Source organism: Duganella sp. 1224 (genome assembly GCF_013408245.1).
Taxonomy (GTDB): Bacteria; Pseudomonadota; Gammaproteobacteria; order Burkholderiales; family Burkholderiaceae_D; genus Rugamonas.
Genome location: NZ_JACBYS010000001.1, coordinates 1,979,026 through 2,002,586, shown reverse-complemented (window position 1 = coordinate 2,002,586; position 23,561 = coordinate 1,979,026). Strand labels below are relative to the sequence as shown.

Below are 23,561 nucleotides of genomic sequence, written 5' to 3'. Positions count from 1 at the left end.
GCCGCTCCAGATATCAATCAAGAAGCAGACAGTATGGGGACGGCGCCGGTGCGCGCCAAGCGCTCGCGGATCAAAGCTCCCTTGCGCCGGCTTCAATAATCAGAAATACACGGTGGCGGTGACGGTCGATTTGTAGGTGTCTGGCTGCGGCGTGGACTGTGCGGGAATCGCGCCATACACGGTCAGGGTCTGGGCCGCGCCGGTGCCGGTGCCGGACTTGGTGTCGGTGCCCTGGGTATTGCCCCAGTTGCCGCCGCCAGCGGTCATGGCCAGGTTGAATGCGACGGTGCTGGTGTTGGCGCCGGTGCCGCCCAGCAGGCGCGCGGCGGTGGTGGAGCCAGCCACCGAGCCGGCGTTGAGGCCGACGTTGTAGGGCGTGGTGTTGGTGCAGGTCACTTGCAGCGAGGTGTTGACCGACACGGTGGTGGCCAGCACGCCCTGCGACTGGCCGAAGTCCAGCGGCGTGGCAGCGATGGTGCAGTCGGCCACAATCTTCAGCGTGACGTCGAAGTTGCTGGTGTTGCTGCCGTTGCTGTAGACGGCGGCGCCGCCCACCATCGGGGCCAGCATGGCGATCAGGGTTGCGGCGGCGGCGAGGCGGGGCGTGACGGTGCGTGGCATGGTGGTTCTCCAGTGAGTGGCTGCAAAAATAATCGTTGCCGCTACGCTGGGGCGGTGTCGGTGAAAACAGGGGAAACGGTAGCGCGGGATTGGGCGCCGGGGAGATGCTGTGTCGCGTCGTCAGCTGTGGTGGGGCTGGCGGCGGAGGGGAATGGGCTGCTTAGAAGTAGACGGTGGCGGTGATCGTCGACTTGTAGGTGTCCGGTTGCGGCGTGTTCTGCGCTGGCACCACGCCGTACACGGTGTGGGTTTGCGCGCTGCCGGTGCCGGTGCCGGACTTGGTGTCGGTGCCCTGCACATTGCCCCAGTTGGTGGCGCCGGCGGCCTGGTACAGGTTGAAGGCCACGGTGCTGGTGTTGCCGCCGGTGCCGCCCATCAGGCGCGCGGAGGTGGTGGAGCCGGCCACATTGCCGGCGTTCAGGCCGATGTTGTAGGGCGTGGTGTTGGTGCAGGTGACGCTCAGATTGGTGTTGACGCTGACCGAGGTGGCCAGCACGCCCTGCGACTGGCCGAAGTCCAGCGGCGTGGCGGCGATGGTGCAGTCGGCGATGATTTTCAGCGTGACGTCGAAGTTGGCGGTCTTGTTGCCGTTGCTGTACACGGCGGCGCCGCTCAGGAGCGGCAACAGCGCGGCGCCGGCGGCGGCCAGCAGGGCGATGCGGGATACGGACTTGCTGAGCATGATGAGTTCTCCATTCGATGTAGTTGGCGGCGCTGTGACGACAACTTTTATTTCCGCGCCTCAATGAAATCCATTATTCCTGATCAGTAAAAAAGCTGCTTTTGCTGTACGCGGCAGTGCTTTTGCTGGCGTAGAAAATCCAAAAATTATTTTCTGTGCGGCACTTTTTTACAACAGCGGGGACTCTGCGGACGGCGAAAAAGGTTTTGCCAGCGGTCGCACCACTTTGGTGCGCCGTGCTGTGTGACGGTGCGCGGCAACGGCGCGGGGGCGGGTTTAGGCTGGCACGCGGATTGCATGGGACAGTACATTATTTCTTTTGTCCAGTTTTATGCCCGATTGCACCGCATCGCGTGACCTTGCCGCCAGCAGCGCCGCCTGGCAGGCCAGCCTCACGCTCGGTTTTGCGGATGACGGCGGCACCACGCGGCTGCTGGACAAAATCCACTCCGGCCCGCTGCGGGTGCAGAAGGCGCTGTATCCCGAAGACGGCAAGGTCTGCCACGCCATCGTGGTCCATCCGCCGGGCGGCGTGGTGGGCGGCGACCAGCTGGAAATCGACATCGGCGTCGGCGACCACGCCCACGCCTTCATCACCACGCCCGGCGCGGCCAAGTGGTACAAGGCCAATGGCAAGGTGTCGCGCCAGGCCGTGCACCTGCACGTCAACCGCAACGCGGCGCTGGAGTGGCTGCCGCAGGAAACCATCTTCTTCGACACCGCCAGCGTGGTGCTGGACCAGCACGTGGAACTGGCGGCCGGCGCCACCTTCATCGGCTGCGAGATCCTGTGCATGGGCCGGCGTGGTTCGGGCGAGGTGTTCAACACCGGCCGCATCCGCCAGCGCAGCAGCATCCGCCGCGACGGGCGGCTGATCTGGTGGGAGCAGGGCGACATGGTCGGCGGCCACCTGGACAGCCCGCTGGCGCTGAACGGCCGCACCGTCTGCGCCACGCTGATCGCCGCCGGCAAGCCGCTGCCGGCCGCCGTATTGAATGACATCCGCGCCGACATCGCCGCCGACGGCGATCACGTCTTCGGCGTCACGCAGACCAAGGGCGTGCTGGTGGCACGTCATCTGGGCGACGACAGCGAAACCGCGCGCCGCCTGATGCTGAATGTATGGCGCCGCGTGCGCCCGCATCTGCTGGAGCGCGAGGCCGTCACGCCGCGCATCTGGCAAACCTGAAAGAGCCGAAAGAGAACACGACATGGACTTGACTCCACGCGAAAAAGACAAGCTGTTGATTTTTACCGCGGGCCTGGTGGCGGAACGCCGCCTTGCCCGCGGCCTGAAGTTGAATTACCCGGAAGCGGTGGCGCTGATTACCTGCGCCATCATGGAAGGTGCCCGCGACGGCAAAACTGTCGCCCAACTGATGTCCGACGGTACGCGGATACTCACGCGCGCCGACGTCATGGAGGGTATCCCCGAAATGATCCCTGACATCCAGGTCGAAGCGACGTTCCCCGATGGGAGCAAGCTTGTGACTGTCCACAACCCCATCCCTTAAAGGAGTTCATCATGATCCCAGGTGAATACAAGCTTGAAGAAGGCGAGATCGGCCTGAACACGGGCCGCGAAACCACCACCGTGGTGGTCACCAATCAGGGTGACCGGCCGGTGCAGATTGGGTCGCACTTCCACTTCTTTGAAGTCAACTCGGTGCTCAAGCTGGAGCGCTGGAAGGCTTACGGCAAGCGCCTGAACATCGCCGCCGGTACCGCCGTGCGGTTCGAGCCGGGCCAGCAGCGCACCGTGGAACTGGTGACACTGGAGGGCGACAAGGAGGTGTATGGCTTCAACGGCAAGGTGATGGGGAAGCTGAGCTGATGGCGACCATCTCGCGCCGCGCTTACGCCGAGATGTTCGGTCCCACCACCGGGGACCGCATCCGGCTGGCGGACACTGAACTGTTTATCGAAATCGAAAAGGATTACGCCACCTACGGCGAGGAAGTGAAGTTCGGCGGCGGCAAGGTGATCCGCGACGGCATGGGCCAGTCGCAGCGCGTGGCGGCCGAGGTGATGGACACGGTGATCACCAACGCGGTGATCATCGACCACTGGGGCATCGTCAAGGCGGATATCGGCTTGAAGAACGGCGTCATCGCCGGCATCGGCAAGGCCGGCAACCCGGACATCCAGCCGAATGTGACGATGGCGATAGGCGGCGCGACCGAGATTATCGCGGGCGAGGGCATGATCGTCACCGCCGGCGGCGTCGACACGCACATCCACTTCATCTGCCCGCAGCAGATCGAGGAAGCGCTGATGAGCGGCGTGACCACCATGATCGGCGGCGGCACCGGGCCGTCGGCCGGCACCTCGGCCACCACCTGCACGCCGGGGCCATGGCACCTGCACGCGATGCTGCAGGCGGCCGACGCCTTTCCGATGAACCTCGGCTTTCTCGGCAAGGGCAATGTCAGCCTGCCGGCGCCGCTGGAGGAGCAGATCCACGCCGGCGCGATTGGCCTCAAGCTGCACGAGGACTGGGGCAGCACCCCGGCCGCCATCGACAACTGCCTGTCGGTGGCCGACCGGATGGACATCCAGGTTGCCATCCACACCGACACGCTGAACGAAGGCGGCTACCTGGCCGACACGCTGGCCGCATTCAAGGACCGCACCATCCACACCTTCCACACCGAGGGCGCGGGCGGCGGCCATGCGCCGGACATCATCGCGGCGGTGGGCGAGGGCAACGTGCTGCCGTCGTCCACCAACCCGACCCGCCCGTACACGGTCAATACGCTGGACGAGCACCTCGACATGCTGATGGTCTGCCATCACCTCGACGCGGCCATTACCGAGGACGTGGCGTTTGCCGAATCGCGCATCCGCCGCGAGACCATCGCCGCCGAGGACATCCTGCACGACATCGGCGCCATTTCGATGATGTCGTCCGACTCGCAGGCCATGGGCCGCGTGGGCGAGGTGATCATGCGCACCTGGCAGACCGCGCACAAGATGAAGGTGCAGCGCGGGCCACTGCCGCAGGATTCTGCGCGCAACGACAACTTCCGCGTCAAGCGCTACGTGGCCAAGTACACCGTTAATCCGGCCATCACGCACGGCATCGCGCATGCGGTGGGTTCGGTGGAAGTGGGCAAGATCGCCGACCTGGTGCTGTGGAAGCCGGCCTTCTTCGGCGTCAAGCCGTCGACGATACTGAAGGGCGGCATGATCGCGGCGGCGCAGATGGGTGACCCGAACGCCTCGATTCCCACGCCGCAGCCGGTGCACTACCGGCCCATGTTCGGCGCCTACGGCGGCGGCTTGAAAAAGTCGTTCACCTTCGTGTCGCAGGCCGCGTACGACGCCGGCATCGGCGAGGCGCTCAAGTTGAACAAGACGCTGATCGTGGCCAAGGGCATGCGCGCGCTGCGCAAGTCGGACATGATCCACAACGGCCTGGCGCCGCGCATGGACGTCAATCCCGAAACCTATGAAGTGCGCGCCGACGGCGAGCTGCTGGTGTGCGAACCGGCCGCCGTGCTGCCGATGGCGCAGCGCTATTTCCTGTTCTGAAGATGCTGACTTTACATACCAAGATTCCGCACGCTGATGCGATTGCCGCGCAACTGGTGCTGCCGTACGAACTGCGCGAGAAGTGCCGCCTGCGCGCCACGCTGGACAGCGGCGAGGAAGTGGCGGTGTTCACCGTGCGCGGCACCGTGCTGCGCGACGGCGACCTGCTGACCGGCGAGGACAAGCGTGTGGTGCGCGTGGTGGCCGCGCCGGAGCCGACTTACAAGGTGACGTGCGCGGACGCGCATGCGCTGCTGCGCTGCGCTTTCCACCTCGGTAATCGCCACACGCAGGCGCAGGTCGGCGACGGCTTCCTGCGCATCCGCGCAGACGCGGTGCTGAAGGAGATGCTGGCCGGGCTGGGCGCGACGGTGGTGGAAGAGATGGCGGCATTCGAGCCTGAGTCCGGCGCCTACGGCGGCGGCCACGGGCATCACCATGACCACGGCCATGGTCCGCTGGCGCCAATCCCGCTGCGCCAGAAGATCCACCGTCCGGGCGACCCGCAATGACCCGCCCCGCGTCGTCCCGGCGGACGCCGGGACCCATGCCGAGCATCCCGGCCCGCGCCGGGGCAGCGGGGTGGTGATGCAGGCGGCCGCGCTGCTGCACCTGCTGCAATTCGCCAGTCCGGCGCTGCCGATCGGCGCTTACAGCTATTCGCAAGGGCTGGAAGCGGCGCTGGAAAGCGGCACTGTCCACAACGCCGACACCGCCCGCGCGTGGATCGTCCGTCACCTGTACGAAGTGGTGGCGCAGTGGGAAGCCCCCATCGCCTGGCGCCTGATGCAGGCGTGGACAAAGCGGGACTGGCGCACCGTCAGCGACTGGAGCGAAAAATTCATCGCCTCGCGCGACAGCGGCGAATTCCGCGCCGAGACCATCCAGATGGGCTACTCGCTCGTTAAGCTGGTGGCGGAGCTGGGCATTGCCGATGCCGACACGCTGGCCCACCTGCAAAGCGAGCAGGAAGTGGCGCTGCCCACCGCCTACAGCTGCGCCGTGGCCGCGCTGAACATCCCGCACGACGCCGCATTGCTGGCCATGCTGTTCGCCTGGGCGGAAAACCAGGTGCTGGTGTGCGTGAAGTCGGTGCCGCTAGGGCAGGTGGCCGGCCAGCGCATGCTGCTGTCGCTGCGCGACGAGATCGAAGCCGCCGCCCGTCACGCGCAAACCGTCAGCGATGACGACATGTGCAACTGGGCGCCGGGCCTGTCGCTGCTGTCGATGCAGCACGAAGTTCAATACAGCCGTTTATACAGATCCTGAAAGAGCACATAAAAATGAATACCTCCAATCCACTCCGCGTCGGCATCGGCGGCCCCGTCGGCTCGGGCAAGACCGCCTTGTGCGAAATGCTGTGCAAGGGCATGCGCGACCACTACGACATGGCCGTCATCACCAACGACATCTATACCAAGGAGGACATGGAGATCCTGCTGCGCGCCGACGCCTTACCGGCCGAGCGACTGATGGGCGTGGAAACCGGCGGCTGCCCGCACACCGCGATCCGCGAGGACGCCTCGATCAACCTGGAAGCCATCGCCCGCATGCAGGCCGACTTTCCCAACCTGGACCTGATCCTGGTGGAGTCGGGCGGCGACAACCTGGCCGCCACCTTCAGCCCCGAACTGTCCGACCTGACCATCTACGTGATCGACGTCGCCGGCGGCGAGAAGATTCCGCGCAAGGGCGGTCCCGGCATCACGCGCTCCGATCTGCTGATCATCAACAAGACCGACCTGGCGCCGCACGTCGGCGCCAACCTGGACATCATGGCGCGCGACGCCAAACAGCAGCGCGGCAACCGCCCGTTCATCTTCACCAATCTGCGCAGCGGCGAGGGCGTGAGCGCGGTCATCGACTACATCCGCCAGCAAGGCTTGCTGGACCAATAAAGGAGAGCACATGAAAAAGACCCTGACCGCATTCGCATTGGCCGCCGCCAGCGGCGCCGCCCTGGCCCATACCGGCGCGGGCGCGCATACGCATGGCTTCCTGGCCGGTTTCGCGCATCCGTTCACCGGCCTCGATCACCTGCTGGCGATGCTGGCGGTGGGCGCGTGGAGCGTACGCCAACCGAATGCCCAATGGCTGCCGGCCACCTTCATCGGCATGCTGTTGATCGGCATGGCGAGCGGCGCGCTGGGGCTGAGCATCCCCGCGCTGGAGACGGGCATCGCGCTGACGGTGGCGCTGATGGGCGTGCTGCTGGTGGCGGCGGTGCGCCTGCCGGCGACGGCCGGCGCGGTGATGGTGGGCGTGTTCGCCATCCTGCACGGTAACGCCCACGGCCACGAGCTGCCGCAGGCGGTCAGCGCCGCCGGCCTGCTGGCGGCCAGCCTGCTGCTGGTGTATGGCGGGCGTGTGCTGGGCCGCGTCAGCCCGGCGCTGGCGCTCAAGGCATCGGGCGCGGCGATCGCCGCCACCGGCGTGCTGCTGGCGGCAACGGCGTAAGGCTTACTTGCGTTCTTCGGCGCGGCGTTCCTGCAGCACGATGGGCGCTTCGTTCTTCGGATACAGGCCGTGGTGGCCGGCGTAGATGGCGCGGATCGCGGCCAGATCGGCGTCCTGGTCGCCGGTCAGATGCAGGTGGTCGACCACGCCCAGCGTCTTGTTCGTATAGTCGATGTACACCAGGCAGAGCGGCACCTTGGCCTCCACCGCCAGATGGTAGAAGCCGCTCTTCCAGTTGGGGCGGTAGCCGCGCGTGGCTTCCGGTGTGATGGCCAGCCAGTACCAGTCGGCCGCGTTCATGCGCTCGGCCTGCGAGCGGATCATGCCTTGCGGCGCGCTGCGGTCCACCGGCTCGCCGCCCAGCGAACGGAACCAGCCGCCCAGCGGCGACTTGAACAGCGAGTCCTTGGCCAGCCAGCGGAACGGCAGGTTGACCACCCACTTGCCGAGCAGGCCGATGATGAAATCCCAGTTGGAGGTGTGCGGATAGACCACGGCGATGCCGCGCGGGCCGGGCAGGGGGCGGTACAGCATGCGCCAGCCGAACAAGTTCAGCACACGTAGCGACGCGCGCTGCGACCAGGACGGCAACGCAGCCGGCTTCATTTCAAATTCGTTCATCTCACACCACCCAGTTATTGTTTTAGGCTTTTTGCACTATTGACAGGCCGTTATCGGTCTGCTCAAAAAGCAGCGCGCATTCTATATTGGCCTTGCCGGTCGGGCAAGCCTTGAACTTTTCATATCATTTCCCGTCCAACGGGATATGACGACCAAATCGATACTCTGCGTGGGCACGGGCGAACATGGCCTGCCGGCGGACTGGGAGGTGATCCGCGCGGGCACGCTGGCCGAGGGGCGCCGTCATCTCCAGGCGCGCCCGTGCGCGGTTGGCCTGCTGCTGGTGCGGGAGACGGACGACTGCGCCGACTTCAACGCGTTTCTGCATGAGCATTACGCGCCGCACTGGGTCGCCGTGCTGCCGCCATCGCTGGCGGCACAGCCGGCGTGGCGCCGGCTGCTGGCCGACCATTGCGCGGACTACCATACCTGGCCGCTCGATCATCAGCGCCTGCGGCACGCGCTCGGCCATGCGCTGGGCATGGCCGCGTTGCGGGACGGCCTGGGTCTGGCGCTGGCACCTGTACGCGGCGCCGGCAACGCCACGCTGACCGGACAAAGCGACGCCATCACCCGGCTGCGGCGGCAGATCGTCAAGGTGGCGGCAGCCAGCGCGCCGGTGCTGATCTGGGGCGAGAGCGGCAGCGGCAAGGAGCTGGCGGCGCAGGACGTGCACGCCCATTCGCCGCGCCGCAAGGGGCCGTTCGTGCCGATCAACTGCGGCGCGATACCGGCGCAGCTGATCCAGTCCGAACTGTTCGGCCACGAGCGCGGCGCCTTCACCGGCGCGGCGCGCGACAAGCGCGGCCTGATCGAAAGCGCGCAGGGTGGTTCCATCTTCCTCGACGAAATCGGCGATTTGCCGATGGAGCTGCAGGCCAACCTGCTGCGTTTTTTGCAGGAAAAAACCATTTACCGCGTGGGAGGTACGCGCAGCATCGCGGTCGATGCGCGCGTCATCGCCGCCTCGCACGTCAACCTGGCGCAAGCGGTGCGGCGCGGCGCCTTCCGCGAAGACCTGTACTACCGCCTCAACGTGCTGGCGCTGGATGTGCCGCCACTGCGCGAGCGCAAGGACGACCTGCTGCCGCTGGCCGAACATTTTTTCCACACCTTTGGCAGCGAACGCGCGCCGCGCGTCAAGGGCTTCAGCAGCCGCGCCGCCCAGGCCATCCGCGAGCACGACTGGCCCGGCAACGTGCGCGAGCTGATTAACCGCGTACGGCGCGCCATGGTGATGGCCGAGGGCAGCCTGATCCAGCCGCGCGATCTGGGCCTGGAGGCGCCACCGACCGCCAGCGCGCCGCTGCAACTGGACGACGCCCGCATCCGCGCCGAGCGCGACGCCATCGACGCCAGCCTGCTGCGCGCCGGCAGCAACATCACGCTGGCCGCGCGCGACCTCGGCGTATCGCGCATGACGCTCTACCGCCTGCTGGCCAAGCACGGCATCACGGCGCCGTCTCGCGCGAGTGACACCCGCGCGCAGAGTGAATGACCGGCCGCGTTGTCACAGCCGTGTGACGTTACACCGCACAGAAACCCCGGCGGCGGCCATGGCGCCGGCCGATAACCGTTCCGGAACAAGGACTTGGCGCCACTGGCACCAAGCTTGCGGAGGAAGTCAGACCGGGGGATCGGTCCCCGGTCACATTCACATTTTCGCAAAGCAGGAGAAGCTATGAAAAAAACTTTGATCGGTGCGGCATTCGCGTTGGCTTTCTGCGCACAGGCGTATGCGCAAACGGCAGTCACCCAGTCCGGCGCGGGTGCCAGCGCCAGCGACAATTCCAGCGCAATGCAGGACAGCAGCAGTAAAAACAATAACAACAACGGCAACAACAACAGCAGCGGTGCGGCGCACGCTGCCGCGCTGGCAGGCGTAGCGGCCAATAACGGCGGCACGGCCACATCGACCTTTACCAATGCCTTCAACACCTCGACCGCCACCGCCATCAGCACGCTGAACGGCACCGTCTCCGACAACTGGGTGGACTACATCGGCAACACCGCCATCTATAACGGCAACAGCACCGGCGGCGCAGGCACTGGCGGTGCGGGCGGCACGGCCAGTGGCGGCCGTGCCAACGGCAGCGGCGGCGTGGGCGGCGTGGCGGTGGGTGGTGCCGGGGCGGCCGGCGGCACCGGTGGCGCCGGCACCAACGGTAGCGCCAGCAACGGCTCGCCGTATGTCGGCGCCAGCACCGGCGGCCTCGGTGGCGCCGGCGGCGCGGGCGGCAGCGGCACGCCTGATGAAGGCGGCGGCGCGACGGGCGGCGGCGCGGGTGCCGCCGGCGGCGCGGGCACCGGCGGCACCTCCACCAACGGCGACCCGACCAATGGCAGCGCGACGGCCGGGGCCGGTGGCGTGGGCGGCGCGGGCGGCAGCGGCAGCACCGGCGGGGCGGGCGGTGATGGCGGCGCCAATACCGCCGGCGCCGCGACCGGCGGCGTGGGGGGCGTGGGCAGCGGCGGCGCCGGCGGCACCTCCACCGTGAGCGCGGGCGTGTTCGATCTGTCCAACACCATGAGCGGCGTCGGCCAATCGGCGGCCGGCATCATGACGGCGGCGCAGAACAGCGGCATTTCGGCGCTGATCCAGCAAAGCGTCAACGTGCAGTCCAACCTGGCCCTGGGCCGCTAAGCAGCAGGGCGGAGTCCATGCGCTCCGCCTGTTCACCAGGGAGATCACTATGCACGTATTCTTCAGTTATGCGGCGGCCTTGCTGCTGGCCACCTGCGGCGGCGGCACGGCCGCCGCGCAAGACGAGGGTTTCGACGGCAAGCCGGTGGCGGATGAACGGCTGGCCGCGCTGCATGCCGGCACCGACACCGTCAGCAACGACATGCGCGTCAGCGGCACGGTCAGCGGCAACACCACCTCGCATGTTGTCAGCGGCACCAACACCATCAGCAGCGGCGCGTTCAGCAACGCCTCCGGCCTGCCGGTGGCGATACAGAATTCCGGCTCCAATGTGCTGATCCAGAACGCCACCATCATCAACATCCGCATGCAATGAAGCTGATGCCACTCTTGTTACTGGCGGGCGCCGCTGCCGCCGCCGACCTGCCGGCCCCCAATGGCGGCGGCAGCTATGCGCTGCACGTCACCAGCCTGAAGGAGGCACGCTTCCGCGCCACCGTGCGGCAGCAGTTCGATTTTAGTTGCGGCTCGGCGGCGCTGGCGACGCTGCTGCGCTATCACTACGACCGTCCGGTGACCGAAGAACAGGTGTTCAACGCCATGTACGCGGGCGGCGACCAGCAGACGATCCAGCGCGAAGGTTTTTCGCTGCTGGACATGAAGCGCTATCTGGCGCGGCAGGGCCTGACCGCCGACGGCTTTTTGCAACCGCTGGACAAGCTGGCCGAAGCGCGGTTGCCCGCCATTGTGCGCATCACGGAAAACGGCTACCTGCACTTTGTCGTCATCAAGGGCGTGGCTCCGGAGCGGGTACTGATTGGCGACCCGGCCGGCGGCACCCGCGCCATGCGCCGCGACGCCTTCGAGGCGGCCTGGCCGGACAAGCTGCTGTTTGTGATCTACCAATGGCCAGGCCAGCCGCACTTCAATCTACAGGCCGACTGGAGCGTCGCGCCGCGCGCGCCGCTGGGCGAGGCCATCAACCGCTCCAGCCTGACCGACATCACCTTGCCCAAGAATGGCAGCGGCAACTTCTGAAGGAGGCGCTGTCATGCGCAAGTTGTTATGGACCGTGCTGCTGGCCTGCGGCGCGGCCGCCCACGCCGGCACCGCCGACGACTGGACCGCCGTCGAGGACAGCCAGCTGGAGCGGGCGCGCGGCGGTTTTGACCCCGGCAACGGCCTGCTGGTGTCATTAGGTGTCGAACGTTTGGTTTCGATCAATGGCACTGTTGTAGCAAATACCCATTTTTCCTTCCCTGATATGACACAGTTGAGCGCTACGGAGGCACAACTGGCCAGCGATGCGCTGGGTGGAGTGCTGGTGCAGAACAGTCTCAACGACCAGTCCATCCGCAGCCAGACCACGATCAACACCACGGTCGCCAATTTGGCGCTGCTGAAGGCGGTTAACTTTGAAAGCAGCCTGCGGGACGCCCTGCACGGCGCCGTCGGCAAATAAGGGGGAGCGATGCACACAAGGACAGGATGGCTGGCGGCCGCGTTGCTGGCCGGCGGCGCGGTGGCGGCCGAGGCGCCGGATGCGGTCGGCACTGCGCCGCCGCAGGATGGCCGGCCGCCGGCCGTGGCGCCGCTGTTTGAACAGCCGGGCGTGCTGACGCCGCGCGGCAAGCTGGTGCTGGAACCGTCATTGCAGTTCGGCTACTCGTCCAGCAACCGCGTGGTGCTGGTCGGTTACACCATCATCCCGGCGCTGCTGATCGGGTTGGTGGATGTGCGCGAGGTCAAGCGCAATACTACCACCGCCGCGCTGACCGGCCGCTATGGCCTGAGCAACCGCGCCGAGCTGGAGCTGAAGGTGCCGTATGTCTACCGTTCCGATTCCACCGTCAGCCGCGAGATTTTCACCGGCACCGGCGTCGACCGCGTGTTCGACACCAGCGGGCGCGGCGTCGGCGATGCGGAACTGGCGCTGCGCTACCAGCTCAACGACGGCGGCGCGGAGCGGCCCTACTACGTGGCCGGGCTGCGCTTCAAGTCGCGCACCGGTACCGATCCGTTCGAGGTGGTGACCGATTGCACGCGGCGCTGCGTCGGCCCCAATGCCACGGGCACCGGCCTGCCGCTCGATCTGCCGACCGGATCGGGTTTCTACGCGCTGCAGCCGAGCGTGACGTGGCTGTATTCCAGCGACCCGGCCATCCTGTTCGGCAGCGTCAGCTATTTGCACAACTTCAAGCGGAGCAACGTCAGCCGGCGCGTGCTGGGCGGCGAGGTTGAGCCGCTGGGCAGGATCGCGCCCGGCGGCGTGATCGGCTTTAACTTCGGCCTTGGCCTGGCGCTGAACGAGCGGGCGCTGATCAGCTTCGGCTATGACCACAGCGCCATCGCCCGCACCCGGCAGAACGGCGTGCCGGTGGCCGGCTCGGTGCGCACCCAACTGGGCACGCTGCTGATGGGCTTCTCGTACCGCATCAACGACAAGCGCACCGTCAACGTGGCCGTCGGCGCCGGGTTGACGCGTGATACGCCGGATGTGCAACTGTCGCTGCGGCTGCCGGTCACTTTCTAATCGTGCTCTGCATAAATTGATGTATCGTAGGGCTCCTGCTAAATTCAAGTATAAGAGGAGCCATGTCCAAGCGCATACTGAAACCTTCGGCCGTGATCGCGGCGCTGCTGATCACCGCCGCCGCGCAGGCCGGCGCGCCGATGGCGCGCTTCCAGGCGCCGGGTTTTTACCGCACCACGTTGGGTGACTTCGAGATCACCGTGCTCAACGACGGCACGCTGGATATTCCGGTCGAGAAGGAACTCAAGCAGCCGCCGGACAAGACCAACGCCGCGCTGGCCAAAGCGTTCCTGAAAAGCCCGGTGCAAACCTCGGTCAATGGCTTCCTGATCAATACCGGCAGCAAGCTGGTGCTGATCGACACCGGCGCCGCCAGCCTGTTCGGGCCGACGCTCGGGCAACTGGTGAGCAATCTGAAGATGTCCGGCTACAAACCGGAGCAAGTGGACGAGATTTACATCACCCACATGCATGGCGACCATGTGGGCGGGCTGGCGTCCAACGAGCAGCGCGTGTTTCCCAACGCGATCGTCCGCGCCGGCAAGCTGGACGCGGACTATTATCTGAACCAGGCCAATCTGGATAAGGCGACCGGGCAGGCCAAGGATGATTTCCAGGGACCGATGGTGTCGATCAACCCGTACGTCAAGGCCGGCAAGTTCCAGCCGATCGTGGCCAACAGCGAGCTGGTGCCGGGGATTAAGTCGTATTTCAACGGCGGACACACGCCCGGCCACATCACCTACGTGGTGGAAAGCAAGGGACAGAAACTGGTATTGCTGGGGGATTTGCTGCACGTGCAGTCAGTGCAGTTTGAGAATCCGAACGTCGGCATCGCGTTCGACAGCGACAGCAAGGTGGCCACGGCGGAGCGCAAGGAAGCGTTTGCCGTGGCCGCGAAGGAAGGCTACCTGATCGGCGCGGCGCACTTGTCGTTCCCGGCGCTGGGGCACGTGCGGGGGAATGGCAAGGGCGGCTACGTGTTCGTACCGGTCAACTACACCCAACCGCGCTAGGATAGCGCGCCGCCACCCCCAGGCAGAGGCTGGGGTCTGACCCCGCATGGGGTCAGACCCCGGCGGCACCGGGGGGCGGGGTGCTGCAAATTACGCCAGGGCAGGGTAGTCGGTGTAACCGGTGGCGCCGACCGCGTAGAACGTATCCGCATTCCACTTGTTCAGCGGCGCGTCGGCCTTCAGGCGCTCCACCAGGTCAGGATTGGCGATGTAATCCTTGCCAAACGCCACCGCGTCGGCCTTGCCGCTGTCCAGCAGCTGCTGCGCCACTACCTTGTCCATCTTCTCATTGGCGATAAACACGCCGCCGAATTCCTGCTTGATCAGCGGCGACAGGCTGTCCTCGCCCAGCGCCTCGCGGGTGAAGATGAAGGCAATCTTGCGCTTGCCCAGCTCGCGCGCCACGTAGCCGAAGGTTTCGGCCGGATTGTCGTCACCCATATCGTGCGAATCGCGACGCGGCGCCAGGTGCATGCCGACGCGGCCCGGACCCCACACGGAAATGGCGGCATCGGCCACTTCCAGCATCAGGCGCGCGCGGTTCTCGACCGGGCCGCCGTAGCTGTCGGTACGCTGGTTGGTTTTGCTTTGCAGGAACTGGTCCAGCAGGTAGCCGTTGGCGCCGTGGATTTCCACGCCGTCAAAGCCCGCCTTCTTGGCGTTCTCGGCCGCTTTCTTGTAGGCCGCCACGATGCCGGCGATCTCTTCGGTTTCCAGCGCGCGCGGCACCGGGTACGGACGCTGCGGACGCAGCAGGCTGACGTGGCCGGCCGCCTGGATCGCGCTTGGCGCCACCGGCGGTTCGCCGTTCAGGAAGCTCGGGTCGGAAATGCGGCCCACGTGCCACAGTTGGGCGAAAATCACGCCGCCCTTGGCGTGCACCGCGGCGGTGATCTGCTTCCAGCCTTCCACCTGTTCATCCGACCACAGACCCGGCGTGTCGGCATAGCCAACGCCATGCGGCATCACGGCAGTGGCCTCGCTCAGGATCAGGCCGGCGGTGGCGCGTTGCTCGTAGTACTGCGCCATCAGCGCATTTGGCACACGGCCTTCGGAAGCGCGCGAACGGGTCAGAGGCGCCATGATGACGCGGTTTTTCAGCGTGATATCGCCGATGGTGATCGGGTCGAACAGAGTTGGCATGATGAGTTTCCTTATAGTTGCATTTGATCGATGAAGGCCTGGATCAGCGCCTCATCGCGTTTGAAATAATTCCACTGGCCCACGCGCGTCGACGTCACCAGCCCGGCCTTGACCAGCACCGCCAGGTGGGCCGACATGGTCGACTGCGACAGCCCGGCACGACGGTCGATCATGCCGGCACACACGCCCAGACTCAGCGGGTGCTGCTGCTCGGCGAAGAACACCTCGGGCTCCTTCAGCCACGCCAGGATCTGGCGCCGCGTCGGGTTGGCGAGGGCTTTGTGGATAGCGTCGATGTCCATGTGACCTATATGTATCGTGTTTTTCCGATTTCAATATCGCCATCTTACGATATAAAAGAAAAACGTGCTGACGCGCGCAAAATCCTTTATGGTATGGAATATTGTTCAAAATTTATCGTTGGGCTATGACGAGTCAGTATCTGGATGTGGCGGTGGGGCTGTCCTACACCTTTATGGCGGTGGCGTTGCTGTGCAGCGCCACGCGCGAGGCGATCGCCTCGCTGTTCCAGACACGCGCCAAGGTGCTGCTGGACGGCGTGCTGACCCTGCTGCATGAATCGGCCGCCAAGCCGCGCCTGCGCGGCATCTGGCCATCGATCCTGCGGCTGCTGCGCCTGCGCGGCGGCTTCGGCCTGGAGAAGCTGGGTGCGCAATCGCTGACGGCCGAGGTGATGCGGCACCCGCTGATCACCGGCATGGCGCAGGAAGGGCGCATGCCTTCCTACATTCCGTCGGCGATTTTCGCGCGCGCCTTCGTCGCCACGCTGACCGCCAGGTACGGCAAGGGCCAGACAGCGGTCGCGCTGCTGAACCACATTGGCAACGAAGGACTGACCAAGACGCTGCTGGCCATCATGGGCGAGGGACCGGACGACGTCGCCGCGCTGGAGAACGCCGTACGCATCTGGTACGACACGGTGATGGACCGCATCAGCGGCTGGTACAAGCGGCGCTCGCAGTGCGTGCTGTTCCTGGTGGGGCTGACGTACGCGGTGGTGATGAACATCGATGCGCTGAACCTGTCGCAGCGACTGTGGGACGACGCCACGCTGACGGCGCAACTGGTGCGGAAAGCCGAAGACGCCAAACTGCCAGCGCCGCCGACCGTTCCCGCCGACGCCGCGTCCGGCGTGGCGCAGGCCAGGCAAGCCCAAGCGCAGGCACAGGATCTGCAAAAGTTGCCGATCGGCTGGCCATCCTCGCGCTTCGAAGGCGTGAAGGACGCCGGCCCGTTCGTGAAAGCGCTGCTGTTCGCGCTGATCGGCTGGATCGCCACCGCCTTCGCCGCCTCGCTGGGCGCGCCGTTCTGGTTTGAGGGCATCGGCTGGCTGCTGGCGCTGCGCGGCACCGGCGCCAAGCCGGCAGCCGAGACGACGACCGCGCCGACCACCATCGTCACGCTGCCGAGCCTGCGCAAGTAAGTCTACTTGTCGCGCTGGGCACAGCGGGACGACTGGATCGCCCGCTCGGTGATGTTGTCGATGTTCTTGATCGCTTCCTGCGTGCAGGCGCCGTCGTTGACGGGATGGGGCTGCGGCTTGCGGTTCAACTCTTTATAGCCGGTGAACACCAGCGCGACAGCGGCAACGGCCAGCAGGACCGCATTCAATTTCATCTGCATGTTCAGCCCGCGAAGTGCAGGGCCAGACCGATGACGGCCGGCAGGGTCTGTATCAGCAGAATCGACCGCTTGACCGTGACACCGCCCCAGATGCCGGCTACCGCCACGCAGCTCAGGCCAAACACGGTAAAGGCCGAAGCGACCGCCGCGTCCGGATGGGCAAATCCCACCACCAGCGCGGCCACCAGAAAGCCGTTATAGCAGCCTTGGTTGGACATCGCCGGCCGCACGATCTCCGCCTTCTCCTTGCTGAGGCCGAACACACGGCGGCCGCGCGAATCGAACAGCACGGTTTCCAGCAAGACGATGTACACATGAATCAGCGCCACCAGCGCGGTGACGATCTGGGCTGCCAACAGCATGAAGCCTCCTTGTTATTATCGGTAGATGATTATGACCTGAGCATGGCGGTCGTCGCCAGCGGTTTAAAACGACAAATTGGGGCGGGCGAGGTAATACCACTCGCTGTTGGCCTCCGCCGCCGCGTCCGGGAACAGGATGCGGCCGTCGAAGTCGGCCAGCACCGGCGTGCCATCCGCCCGCAGGCCGATCTGCTCGCCTTGTCTGACCGGATCGAAGCTGGTCCAGTTGCGGCTGAAGGTGTCGTCGGCATGCAGCTTGTCGTACACGGCGGCCATGCTCAGCGCCTCCATCTGCTCCGGCGCAACCGGCGCCGGCTCAGGCGCATCGATCATCCCCAGGAACGCCAGCGTATTCAGAATCGCGCGATACGCCACCTCGGGCGCTTGCGGATCGTGATGCTGGCCGCACTCCAGCGTCAGCCCATAGCCGCCGACCGAGCGCATGTACTCGGTAGTGCCCATGCCGTAACGCAGCACGGTCTGTAATTCGCTGCTGCCGCTGAGGCGCCGCTGTACGCCGGCGCCATACGTCCGCAGCCAGCCGTCGACAAAGCGCCGCACGCCAAGCCGCCGTGCCAGCGCGCGCTCCTGCTGCTCGTGCTTGAACGGTTCCAGCGGTCCATCATTATTACGCGGCCCGACCAGCACGAACGGCTCACTGGCCGCGCTGAAGGAATGCAGGTCCAACAGCACATCATGCTGGGCCAGCAGAGGACACAGCCAGTTGGCCACGCGGTCCTCGAAGTCGTGCGGATGCGGATTGGGGAAAAGATTGCGATTGAGATTGCGATCGCCAGCACGTTCCCCCTTGGTAAAGGCCAGCGGATTTGCAACTGGTACGAATGTCACAGAACCCCGCGATATCGTGAGTGTGCCAGCAGCCAACTCACGCGTTACGCGCAAAATGGCACGGGTGCCACAAGTTTCATTGCCATGCACCGCGCCCGTAACAATTAAGCTGGTGCCCGAACGCTGGCCGCTATAGTTTTCAGAAGAAAACTGCAATTTGTCAGCATGGCTCATGTTTGCTCACGATCTAGCGTCAGCGCTTAACGAAGCGTTGACGCCCCAGGCTTGCTTACTTCGCAGTGCCAGGCAGGTTGAGACGAGGGTCATTCGATACCTGAGGATCATGCGAAAACTCGACGTTATCCTTGTCTTTGAAGTGCAGCGTAATATTTAGCATCATCTTGACGGTATTGAGATCGCTGAAAGTAAGAAGGCGGCCATCGACACTGACGCTGGCGTGGCTCAACTGGCCGTTATCCTTCGGTTTGACGGACATACCGGTGAATACAATTGGATAGCCAGCGGTATCGACAATCTGATAATTGATGATGGTGTCTTCGTTAACGATGACCGGAATTTCAGGTTCGGTAACAACGGTGTATTTACCAGGTTGCTCTTCATTCGGGCTAACCCAGACCAAGACATTTTGGAAGGAGACTGGCGGAACGAGCTGAGTCATATGCGGCTTTCTATTAAAGAAGGTTGGAGGAAATATATCGTAAATACGCTGGATCGCGGTAGTGAATGTTTTTCAGGCGATTGGCCACCACATGGGCCTCTGGATGCTGCTTCAGACAAACCAGTGTCTTAAGCCAAGGAACCAACACTGCAAAGTCAGTACTATTGTTCGCCAATGGCTGCAATATTTCCTTCGCCGCTGAGCAACTCTGTTGAGCTCCAACAAGATCCCGTTTGGCGTGCTTGATCTCAGCATCGAGTAAAAGCGCATCCAGATAGCCGATCCGGAACGTTTTCTCGCCGGGAGCAGTTTGATGCACTGTTTTTAATTTCTCTAGCGCTGGTCCAAGGGTTAGCGTTGCCTTATCGATCTCGTTTTCGGTGAACTCCAGTGCCGCTTTACGTTGCGCGCTATAGCCTACCTGCATTTGCAGTGAAAGCTTTTTTGGTTCTAATTTGCTTAGGTCTGACAGGTTGGCATTTATCCGACCCAATCGCGCAATTGCTTCTCGATTGCTAGTGCCCTGATTCTGTAAATCTAAGCTTTTGAGGTCCACTACATACAGCTGCTGCTGCCAAACACGATTGCCGGGCTCTTGTTTGATGGCCTGTTCGATAAGTGCTCGCGATTTCTCCAGACTGGCTGCCGCTCCCGCAGTATTGCCAAGCGCCTGCTCCACGCTGGACAAGCGTTGCCAAGCTGAGGACAAACGTTGAAACCAAAGAAGCTCCTGTGGATTATCGTTGTGGAGATTTTCTAAGGTTGTGGTCTCACGTTCAAATTCGGTTTTTGCTTTTTCCAGCATTCCTTGTTGCATTTGCGCAGATGCAAGCCATGATAGAGTGTCCGCCAAATCGGCGGTGAGACGTTTGTTTTTCGGGTCCCGCAAATGTGCCCGGCTCTTCAACTCTGATGACAGAGTAAATTCCTGCGCTGCAAGCGTTGCATCAGCATTACTCATCAACGCCAATGTTCCGAGGTTGTTGTGAGCATATGATTGCTCTATCCACCCTTCTACATTGTCGGGTTCAATGGATGCGAACCTATCGCTGAAGGTTTGATATTGTTTATAGTAGTAGCGAGCCTGGTCCCATTCAGTACGATCCAAGTGGATCTGCCCCAGCCAAAAAGCATTTTCGCCGGCACTTTTCAGCAGCCCGGTGTCGTTCGGCTTCCCTTGGAGGAGCTTCATCAGAATATCTCTACCCGCGAGAAGCGCAGTATTGGCGTCGTCGGGGCTCGCGCGTGCAATTTTTACTTCGGCAAGTACCTGCAATGACTTCGCACGCTGAAGTAGAGCCAACTCGCTGCCTGTTGCATTGTCCTTAGTAGATAAGTATGCCAAGGCGCGATTACTCACACTATCCAGCAAATCGAGTTTACCCAGCGGACGGAGTTTATCGACGAATTCACCCAGCATATACCCCATGATGTCCTCGGCCTCAGTGCGCCGCTGTTCCGCCAGGATTTGCGACGAGTAAGCGGAGATGCCGAGACCGCCAGCTAGCAAAGCCAAGCTGGCAACGACGATCATGACCACCATTCGCAAGCGCTCCGCGCGGCGCTCGCTGTGCAGTGACGCTTGAATGAAATCTTGCTCCTGTGGCGCGAAGCTAAGGCTCCCGGCATGCAAAACTTCGCGCGCTTGATTGGTCTGCGTGCCGAACGGCAACAGCATGTCGCGCTTGCGGCCACTTTCCTGCCAGCGCTTGGCTTGGGCGCTGATGCGGCTGCGGATTTGCAGTGCCTGGCGGTGTTCTTCGATCCATTCGACTACGCGCGGCCAGCGGCGCAGCAGGGCTTCGTGGGCGATGCCGAAGGTCGGTGCGCCGCCTTGAAGGTCGCTGACGAACAGATGGGCGTCAACCAACGCCTGCACCAGCTTGTTCTCGGCGTCGTTGCGCAGGGCGGACCAGGGCACGCGGCGCGAGCTGACCGTCGATTCATCCTCCGCCACCAGTACCAGTTGCGACAGCACATGGGGCAGGGCGGCGATCTGTGCGCTGCCGAGTGCGGAAATCACTTGCTCGGCCCGCGCGCCGATCGCGCCTTCGAGCCCGCCCATGGCGTGGAAAGCCGCATGCGTCAGCTCGCCATCGGCCGTGCGCTGACGGTACAACTCTTGCAAACAGTATTGCAGCAGCGGCAGGCTGTCGGGGCCGGAGCGGGCGGCGTGGCATAGCACGTCGTCCAGGCCTTCGCCCTTGTCGTCGACGGTGTAGCGCAGTTGCGCTACCTGCGCCGGATGGCGGACGATCTGGGCGATGTCGGCGCTGCCGGGCGGCGTCAGGTCGTAATGGCCGCCGCTCAGTTTCAGGTTCATCAGCGCCGGATAGGACGCCAGGTGCGGGTAAAAGTCGTTGCGGCAGGCGAGTACCAGCTGCATGGTGCCGGAACGCGCCAGCTGGTCCAGCACGTTGATGAAGACGGCGCGCTCGACGTCACTGACGTGCGGCAGCCGGAACACGGCCTCGAAACGGTCGATAAACAGCAACAGCTGGATGGTCGGCAGCCGTTTTTGCAGCTGCTCGATCAGCATCGGCAAGTCGTTGGCCAGGCGCTGGGCGAGGGCGGCGGCGCTGGTGTTTTCAAACAGCAGCCGGTCGTCGATTTCCGCGTCCAGCAGCACGCTGGCCAGCGTCTCCAGCAGGCCGGACTGGCCCATGTCCGCGCAATCGAGCTGGACGTGGGCACTGATGGCGATGCCGGAGTCGGCCGGCGCGGCACCAGCCTTCAGCGCCGGTATCAGGCCGGCTTGCACCAGCGAGGTCTTGCCGGCGCCGGATGGGCCCAGCACCAGCACCATCGCGCAAGCGGCCTGGGCTTGCGCCACCACCACCTGCACCAGCTGATCGACACTCAGTTTGCGGCCAAAGAAGATGGCGGCGTGCTGTTCTTCAAACGCTTCCAGGCCGCGGAATGGCGAGGCGTGCAGCCAGCTGCCCTGACTGACTTCGTCGTCGTAGCTGAGCTCGGCCAGCAGGCGGTAGCCGCGCTTGCGGATGGTTTCAATATAGCGTGGTTCGGTGGCCGAGTCGTCCAGCGCGCGGCGCAACTGGGTGATGATTTTGTGGATGGCGTTGTCGCTGGGCGAGACGTCGCCCCAGCAGGCGTCGAGCAGCGTCTCGGCCGACACCACCACATGCGGATGACGGCACAGGTACAACAGCACGTCCATGGCGCGCGGTTCCAGTTGCCGGTTCAGCACGCCGCAACTGAGGGTATTGGTGGCCGGATCGACCCGCCACTGGCCAAAACGAAAACTCTTGTGGTTCACCATCCAACCTTTTCCGCTCTCGAACAACGCTTTCTAATCAATGACTTAGCTGCCAGAAGGTTTTCTGAAGGCCAACTGTTGGCAAGTTGCTTAAAGTCATCACATCGGGATATTAACATTATCCCGAAGGAAAGAGTTACAGAAATTTTATAAACATTACGGAGTCCCCATGACTGTTCTGACCGGCGTGAAAGCACCGTTTGAACTGACGCAGTACGCAATAGCAATCAAGCAACAAGGCATCGATTTCGCCATCCGGCATTACACGCACCAGGCGGGCAAGAGTCTGTCCCTGGCCGAGGCGCGCGCGCTGACCGACGCCGGCATCCAGATCGGCGTGGTGTGGGAAACGCCGGATGCCCATCTGAGCTATTTCAGCCGGGCGCAGGGCTGCGCCGACGGCGCGGCGGCGTATCTGATGGCGCAGTCGGTGATTGCCCAGCCGTCCGGTTCGGCGGTGTACTTCGCGGCCGATTTCGATCCCAACGAGGCTGAGATCGCCGGTCCGGTGGCGCGTTATTTCGAAGGGGTCAACCAGGCTTTCCATGCCGCCTCGGCGGCAGAGCGCACATATCAGGTTGGGGTCTACAGCTCGGCGCGCTGCTGCGCGGCGATGATGGCGCGCGGGCTGGCCACGGTCAGCTGGGTGGCGGACGACGCGGCGGAATACACCGGCTACAGCCTCAAGCAACTGGGCGGCGCCGTGCTGCCGGTGGACGACGGCCAGCGCATCAGCGTCGGCATGGCCTGCAACAGCCCGGATCGTCCGGCCGGCCTGTTCCGGGTGCTGTGATGAATATCTGTTTTACGGAGACACCATCGCGCAAGACGGTCAAACCATCGAAGACGATTTTTCTGAACAACACTGGGCAAGATGCGACGCTGAAATTCGTCACCGCGCCAGACCTGGTGCTGGGGGCGTACACCATCAGCAACGGCGTCAGCGCGGCCATCGACCACATCCGGCTGGGCATGACCGACTATTATTCCTGCCACAGCCAGAACGTCGCCATCCCGGGGGACTGCACGGCGGTGCTGACGCTGTCCAACGGCGTGCTGACCATGGCCATTTCCGCCTAGTGCAGGTCGATCACGTCAAACGGCGACTGGGTCGAGCTCAGGAAGGCCATGACGGCGCGGGCGCGGGCGCCCATTTCCTCGTGGCGGGTGGCGGCGATGGCGTCGCGCAGGCCCGGAATGACTTCGGTCATCAGCGAATATTCGTCGTAGGCGGTGACCAGCAGCACGGCCAGCTCGCTGGCGCGGCCACGGTTGATGCGCATGCGTTCCTCCAGCACCGCCAGCAGCGCGCGCTGCATGCGCGGCGTGGGATTGCTGATGTAGCCGAACACCAGCGGCGTGTTGCTGATGGCGTCGCAAAGCCGGTTTTCGATTTCGTCCGGCTTGACGTCGGAGGCGATGTCGAAATACGCGCCGTTCCAGCGCGTGCGCTCGTACGGGTGGCCAGGTGGGAAGGAGTCGGCCGTTTCGAAGCCGAGCAGGTGGCTCAGGCGGCGCAGCCATTTGATGAGGATCGGAATCATGGCGGCATTTTAGCA

29 protein-coding genes are annotated in these 23,561 nt (G+C 64.1%); 18 read left to right on the top strand and 11 right to left on the bottom strand.

Annotated features, from left to right (window positions below):
• Nucleotides 1–99: 99 nt before the first annotated feature.
• Nucleotides 100–621 carry a spore coat U domain-containing protein gene (locus FHW58_RS08890; RefSeq protein WP_179672669.1) on the bottom strand — a complete coding sequence of 174 codons (522 nt, stop codon included), beginning with the start codon at nt 619–621 and terminating at the stop codon, nt 100–102.
• 160 nt (nt 622–781) lie between these two features.
• Nucleotides 782–1,303: a spore coat U domain-containing protein gene (locus FHW58_RS08885; protein ID WP_179672668.1), complete on the bottom strand. Its 522-nt coding sequence runs from the start codon at nt 1,301–1,303 to the stop codon at nt 782–784.
• A gap of 331 nt (nt 1,304–1,634) precedes the next feature.
• Here FHW58_RS08885 and FHW58_RS08880 point away from each other — a divergent pair, with 331 nt between their 5' ends.
• From FHW58_RS08880 to FHW58_RS08845, 8 genes are all read left to right on the top strand, one after another.
• Complete coding sequence (locus FHW58_RS08880) at nt 1,635–2,492, top strand: urease accessory protein UreD (RefSeq protein ID WP_179672667.1); 858 nt, start codon at nt 1,635–1,637, stop codon at nt 2,490–2,492.
• Between the two features lie 22 nt (nt 2,493–2,514).
• Nucleotides 2,515–2,817, top strand: a complete 303-nt coding sequence (locus FHW58_RS08875) for an urease subunit gamma (RefSeq protein ID WP_179672666.1) — start codon at nt 2,515–2,517, stop codon at nt 2,815–2,817.
• Nucleotides 2,818–2,828: 11 nt separating this feature from the next.
• Complete coding sequence (locus FHW58_RS08870) at nt 2,829–3,137, top strand: urease subunit beta (protein ID WP_179672665.1); 309 nt, start codon at nt 2,829–2,831, stop codon at nt 3,135–3,137.
• Complete coding sequence (gene ureC / locus FHW58_RS08865) at nt 3,137–4,837, top strand: urease subunit alpha (RefSeq protein WP_179672664.1); 1,701 nt, start codon at nt 3,137–3,139, stop codon at nt 4,835–4,837. Before FHW58_RS08870 ends, ureC begins: the two co-directional genes overlap by 1 nt.
• A gap of 2 nt (nt 4,838–4,839) precedes the next feature.
• A complete protein-coding gene (gene ureE, locus FHW58_RS08860; RefSeq protein ID WP_179672663.1) occupies nt 4,840–5,349 on the top strand; it encodes an urease accessory protein UreE in 510 nt (169 codons plus the stop codon).
• Nucleotides 5,350–5,425: 76 nt separating this feature from the next.
• Complete coding sequence (locus FHW58_RS08855) at nt 5,426–6,106, top strand: urease accessory protein UreF (RefSeq protein ID WP_179672662.1); 681 nt, start codon at nt 5,426–5,428, stop codon at nt 6,104–6,106.
• 8 nt (nt 6,107–6,114) lie between these two features.
• Nucleotides 6,115–6,735 (top strand): urease accessory protein UreG, encoded by a 621-nt coding sequence (gene ureG, locus FHW58_RS08850; protein ID WP_179673343.1) that lies wholly within the window; start codon nt 6,115–6,117, stop codon nt 6,733–6,735.
• 10 nt (nt 6,736–6,745) lie between these two features.
• Nucleotides 6,746–7,294 (top strand): HupE/UreJ family protein, encoded by a 549-nt coding sequence (locus tag FHW58_RS08845; protein ID WP_179672661.1) that lies wholly within the window; start codon nt 6,746–6,748, stop codon nt 7,292–7,294.
• A gap of 3 nt (nt 7,295–7,297) precedes the next feature.
• Here FHW58_RS08845 and FHW58_RS08840 read toward each other — a convergent pair whose 3' ends face one another.
• Nucleotides 7,298–7,915: a 1-acyl-sn-glycerol-3-phosphate acyltransferase gene (locus FHW58_RS08840; protein WP_179672660.1), complete on the bottom strand. Its 618-nt coding sequence runs from the start codon at nt 7,913–7,915 to the stop codon at nt 7,298–7,300.
• Between the two features lie 145 nt (nt 7,916–8,060).
• On the opposite strand from FHW58_RS08840, the gene FHW58_RS08835 reads away from it, so the two are divergent.
• From FHW58_RS08835 to FHW58_RS08805, 7 genes are all read left to right on the top strand, one after another.
• A complete protein-coding gene (locus tag FHW58_RS08835; RefSeq protein WP_179672659.1) occupies nt 8,061–9,413 on the top strand; it encodes a sigma-54 dependent transcriptional regulator in 1,353 nt (450 codons plus the stop codon).
• Nucleotides 9,414–9,596: 183 nt separating this feature from the next.
• On the top strand, nt 9,597–10,559 hold the full coding sequence (locus FHW58_RS08830) for a hypothetical protein (RefSeq protein WP_179672658.1): 963 nt from the start codon (nt 9,597–9,599) through the stop codon (nt 10,557–10,559).
• 49 nt (nt 10,560–10,608) lie between these two features.
• Nucleotides 10,609–10,935: a hypothetical protein gene (locus tag FHW58_RS08825; RefSeq protein WP_179672657.1), complete on the top strand. Its 327-nt coding sequence runs from the start codon at nt 10,609–10,611 to the stop codon at nt 10,933–10,935.
• Nucleotides 10,932–11,597, top strand: a complete 666-nt coding sequence (locus FHW58_RS08820) for a C39 family peptidase (protein WP_179672656.1) — start codon at nt 10,932–10,934, stop codon at nt 11,595–11,597. Before FHW58_RS08825 ends, FHW58_RS08820 begins: the two co-directional genes overlap by 4 nt.
• Nucleotides 11,598–11,610: 13 nt before the next feature.
• Entirely contained in the window at nt 11,611–12,021 is a 411-nt protein-coding gene (locus FHW58_RS08815; RefSeq protein ID WP_179672655.1) for a hypothetical protein, read from the top strand.
• 9 nt (nt 12,022–12,030) lie between these two features.
• A complete protein-coding gene (locus FHW58_RS08810; protein ID WP_308937269.1) occupies nt 12,031–13,092 on the top strand; it encodes an acetate kinase in 1,062 nt (353 codons plus the stop codon).
• A 62-nt stretch (nt 13,093–13,154) separates the two neighbouring features.
• Nucleotides 13,155–14,108 carry an MBL fold metallo-hydrolase gene (locus FHW58_RS08805; RefSeq protein ID WP_179672654.1) on the top strand — a complete coding sequence of 318 codons (954 nt, stop codon included), beginning with the start codon at nt 13,155–13,157 and terminating at the stop codon, nt 14,106–14,108.
• A 90-nt stretch (nt 14,109–14,198) separates the two neighbouring features.
• Here the strand turns inward: FHW58_RS08805 and FHW58_RS08800 are convergent, their stop codons facing one another.
• Together FHW58_RS08800 and FHW58_RS08795 are read right to left on the bottom strand one after the other, a co-directional pair.
• Complete coding sequence (locus tag FHW58_RS08800) at nt 14,199–15,251, bottom strand: alkene reductase (RefSeq protein WP_179672653.1); 1,053 nt, start codon at nt 15,249–15,251, stop codon at nt 14,199–14,201.
• Between the two features lie 11 nt (nt 15,252–15,262).
• Nucleotides 15,263–15,553 carry a helix-turn-helix transcriptional regulator gene (locus tag FHW58_RS08795; protein ID WP_179672652.1) on the bottom strand — a complete coding sequence of 97 codons (291 nt, stop codon included), beginning with the start codon at nt 15,551–15,553 and terminating at the stop codon, nt 15,263–15,265.
• Nucleotides 15,554–15,678: 125 nt separating this feature from the next.
• On the opposite strand from FHW58_RS08795, the gene FHW58_RS08790 reads away from it, so the two are divergent.
• Complete coding sequence (locus FHW58_RS08790; protein ID WP_179672651.1) at nt 15,679–16,695, top strand: hypothetical protein; 1,017 nt, start codon at nt 15,679–15,681, stop codon at nt 16,693–16,695.
• Nucleotides 16,696–16,697: 2 nt separating this feature from the next.
• Here the strand turns inward: FHW58_RS08790 and trbK are convergent, their stop codons facing one another.
• The 5 genes from trbK to FHW58_RS08765 form a co-directional block, all read right to left on the bottom strand.
• Nucleotides 16,698–16,889 carry an entry exclusion lipoprotein TrbK gene (gene trbK, locus FHW58_RS08785; RefSeq protein WP_179672650.1) on the bottom strand — a complete coding sequence of 64 codons (192 nt, stop codon included), beginning with the start codon at nt 16,887–16,889 and terminating at the stop codon, nt 16,698–16,700.
• An 8-nt stretch (nt 16,890–16,897) separates the two neighbouring features.
• Nucleotides 16,898–17,257 (bottom strand): DUF1304 domain-containing protein, encoded by a 360-nt coding sequence (locus FHW58_RS08780; RefSeq protein ID WP_179672649.1) that lies wholly within the window; start codon nt 17,255–17,257, stop codon nt 16,898–16,900.
• 63 nt (nt 17,258–17,320) lie between these two features.
• Nucleotides 17,321–18,280 (bottom strand): succinylglutamate desuccinylase/aspartoacylase family protein, encoded by a 960-nt coding sequence (locus FHW58_RS08775; protein WP_179672648.1) that lies wholly within the window; start codon nt 18,278–18,280, stop codon nt 17,321–17,323.
• A gap of 55 nt (nt 18,281–18,335) precedes the next feature.
• Nucleotides 18,336–18,725, bottom strand: a complete 390-nt coding sequence (locus FHW58_RS08770; RefSeq protein ID WP_179672647.1) for a hypothetical protein — start codon at nt 18,723–18,725, stop codon at nt 18,336–18,338.
• 13 nt (nt 18,726–18,738) lie between these two features.
• The gene (locus FHW58_RS08765; RefSeq protein ID WP_218892649.1) at nt 18,739–22,005 is read right to left on the bottom strand and encodes a winged helix-turn-helix domain-containing protein; all 3,267 of its coding nucleotides are present in this window, start codon (nt 22,003–22,005) and stop codon (nt 18,739–18,741) included.
• A 166-nt stretch (nt 22,006–22,171) separates the two neighbouring features.
• On the opposite strand from FHW58_RS08765, the gene FHW58_RS08760 reads away from it, so the two are divergent.
• The gene (locus tag FHW58_RS08760) at nt 22,172–22,795 is read left to right on the top strand and encodes a DUF1906 domain-containing protein (protein ID WP_179672646.1); all 624 of its coding nucleotides are present in this window, start codon (nt 22,172–22,174) and stop codon (nt 22,793–22,795) included.
• On the top strand, nt 22,795–23,082 hold the full coding sequence (locus FHW58_RS08755) for a hypothetical protein (RefSeq protein WP_218892648.1): 288 nt from the start codon (nt 22,795–22,797) through the stop codon (nt 23,080–23,082). The genes FHW58_RS08760 and FHW58_RS08755 overlap by 1 nt, the downstream gene beginning before the upstream one ends.
• On the opposite strand, the gene FHW58_RS08750 is transcribed toward FHW58_RS08755, so the two are convergent.
• Nucleotides 23,079–23,546, bottom strand: a complete 468-nt coding sequence (locus tag FHW58_RS08750; RefSeq protein WP_179672644.1) for a hypothetical protein — start codon at nt 23,544–23,546, stop codon at nt 23,079–23,081. The genes FHW58_RS08755 and FHW58_RS08750 overlap by 4 nt on opposite strands.
• Nucleotides 23,547–23,561 lie beyond the last annotated feature (15 nt).

What these genes read in the sequence shown, in the direction of transcription:
- FHW58_RS08890 (WP_179672669.1), bottom strand. Translation starts at nt 621, where the DNA reads ATGCCACGCACCGTCACGCCCCGCCTCGCCGCCGCCGCAACCCTGATC.
- FHW58_RS08885 (WP_179672668.1), bottom strand. Translation starts at nt 1,303, where the DNA reads ATGCTCAGCAAGTCCGTATCCCGCATCGCCCTGCTGGCCGCCGCCGGC.
- FHW58_RS08880 (WP_179672667.1), top strand. Translation starts at nt 1,635, where the DNA reads ATGCCCGATTGCACCGCATCGCGTGACCTTGCCGCCAGCAGCGCCGCC.
- FHW58_RS08875 (WP_179672666.1), top strand. Translation starts at nt 2,515, where the DNA reads ATGGACTTGACTCCACGCGAAAAAGACAAGCTGTTGATTTTTACCGCG.
- FHW58_RS08870 (WP_179672665.1), top strand. Translation starts at nt 2,829, where the DNA reads ATGATCCCAGGTGAATACAAGCTTGAAGAAGGCGAGATCGGCCTGAAC.
- ureC (WP_179672664.1), top strand. Translation starts at nt 3,137, where the DNA reads ATGGCGACCATCTCGCGCCGCGCTTACGCCGAGATGTTCGGTCCCACC.
- ureE (WP_179672663.1), top strand. Translation starts at nt 4,840, where the DNA reads ATGCTGACTTTACATACCAAGATTCCGCACGCTGATGCGATTGCCGCG.
- FHW58_RS08855 (WP_179672662.1), top strand. Translation starts at nt 5,426, where the DNA reads ATGCAGGCGGCCGCGCTGCTGCACCTGCTGCAATTCGCCAGTCCGGCG.
- FHW58_RS08845 (WP_179672661.1), top strand. Translation starts at nt 6,746, where the DNA reads ATGAAAAAGACCCTGACCGCATTCGCATTGGCCGCCGCCAGCGGCGCC.
- FHW58_RS08840 (WP_179672660.1), bottom strand. Translation starts at nt 7,915, where the DNA reads ATGAACGAATTTGAAATGAAGCCGGCTGCGTTGCCGTCCTGGTCGCAG.
- FHW58_RS08835 (WP_179672659.1), top strand. Translation starts at nt 8,061, where the DNA reads ATGACGACCAAATCGATACTCTGCGTGGGCACGGGCGAACATGGCCTG.
- FHW58_RS08830 (WP_179672658.1), top strand. Translation starts at nt 9,597, where the DNA reads ATGAAAAAAACTTTGATCGGTGCGGCATTCGCGTTGGCTTTCTGCGCA.
- FHW58_RS08825 (WP_179672657.1), top strand. Translation starts at nt 10,609, where the DNA reads ATGCACGTATTCTTCAGTTATGCGGCGGCCTTGCTGCTGGCCACCTGC.
- FHW58_RS08820 (WP_179672656.1), top strand. Translation starts at nt 10,932, where the DNA reads ATGAAGCTGATGCCACTCTTGTTACTGGCGGGCGCCGCTGCCGCCGCC.
- FHW58_RS08815 (WP_179672655.1), top strand. Translation starts at nt 11,611, where the DNA reads ATGCGCAAGTTGTTATGGACCGTGCTGCTGGCCTGCGGCGCGGCCGCC.
- FHW58_RS08810 (WP_308937269.1), top strand. Translation starts at nt 12,031, where the DNA reads ATGCACACAAGGACAGGATGGCTGGCGGCCGCGTTGCTGGCCGGCGGC.
- FHW58_RS08805 (WP_179672654.1), top strand. Translation starts at nt 13,155, where the DNA reads ATGTCCAAGCGCATACTGAAACCTTCGGCCGTGATCGCGGCGCTGCTG.
- FHW58_RS08800 (WP_179672653.1), bottom strand. Translation starts at nt 15,251, where the DNA reads ATGCCAACTCTGTTCGACCCGATCACCATCGGCGATATCACGCTGAAA.
- FHW58_RS08795 (WP_179672652.1), bottom strand. Translation starts at nt 15,553, where the DNA reads ATGGACATCGACGCTATCCACAAAGCCCTCGCCAACCCGACGCGGCGC.
- FHW58_RS08790 (WP_179672651.1), top strand. Translation starts at nt 15,679, where the DNA reads ATGACGAGTCAGTATCTGGATGTGGCGGTGGGGCTGTCCTACACCTTT.
- trbK (WP_179672650.1), bottom strand. Translation starts at nt 16,889, where the DNA reads ATGAAATTGAATGCGGTCCTGCTGGCCGTTGCCGCTGTCGCGCTGGTG.
- FHW58_RS08780 (WP_179672649.1), bottom strand. Translation starts at nt 17,257, where the DNA reads ATGCTGTTGGCAGCCCAGATCGTCACCGCGCTGGTGGCGCTGATTCAT.
- FHW58_RS08775 (WP_179672648.1), bottom strand. Translation starts at nt 18,280, where the DNA reads ATGAGCCATGCTGACAAATTGCAGTTTTCTTCTGAAAACTATAGCGGC.
- FHW58_RS08770 (WP_179672647.1), bottom strand. Translation starts at nt 18,725, where the DNA reads ATGACTCAGCTCGTTCCGCCAGTCTCCTTCCAAAATGTCTTGGTCTGG.
- FHW58_RS08765 (WP_218892649.1), bottom strand. Translation starts at nt 22,005, where the DNA reads ATGGTGAACCACAAGAGTTTTCGTTTTGGCCAGTGGCGGGTCGATCCG.
- FHW58_RS08760 (WP_179672646.1), top strand. Translation starts at nt 22,172, where the DNA reads ATGACTGTTCTGACCGGCGTGAAAGCACCGTTTGAACTGACGCAGTAC.
- FHW58_RS08755 (WP_218892648.1), top strand. Translation starts at nt 22,795, where the DNA reads ATGAATATCTGTTTTACGGAGACACCATCGCGCAAGACGGTCAAACCA.
- FHW58_RS08750 (WP_179672644.1), bottom strand. Translation starts at nt 23,546, where the DNA reads ATGATTCCGATCCTCATCAAATGGCTGCGCCGCCTGAGCCACCTGCTC.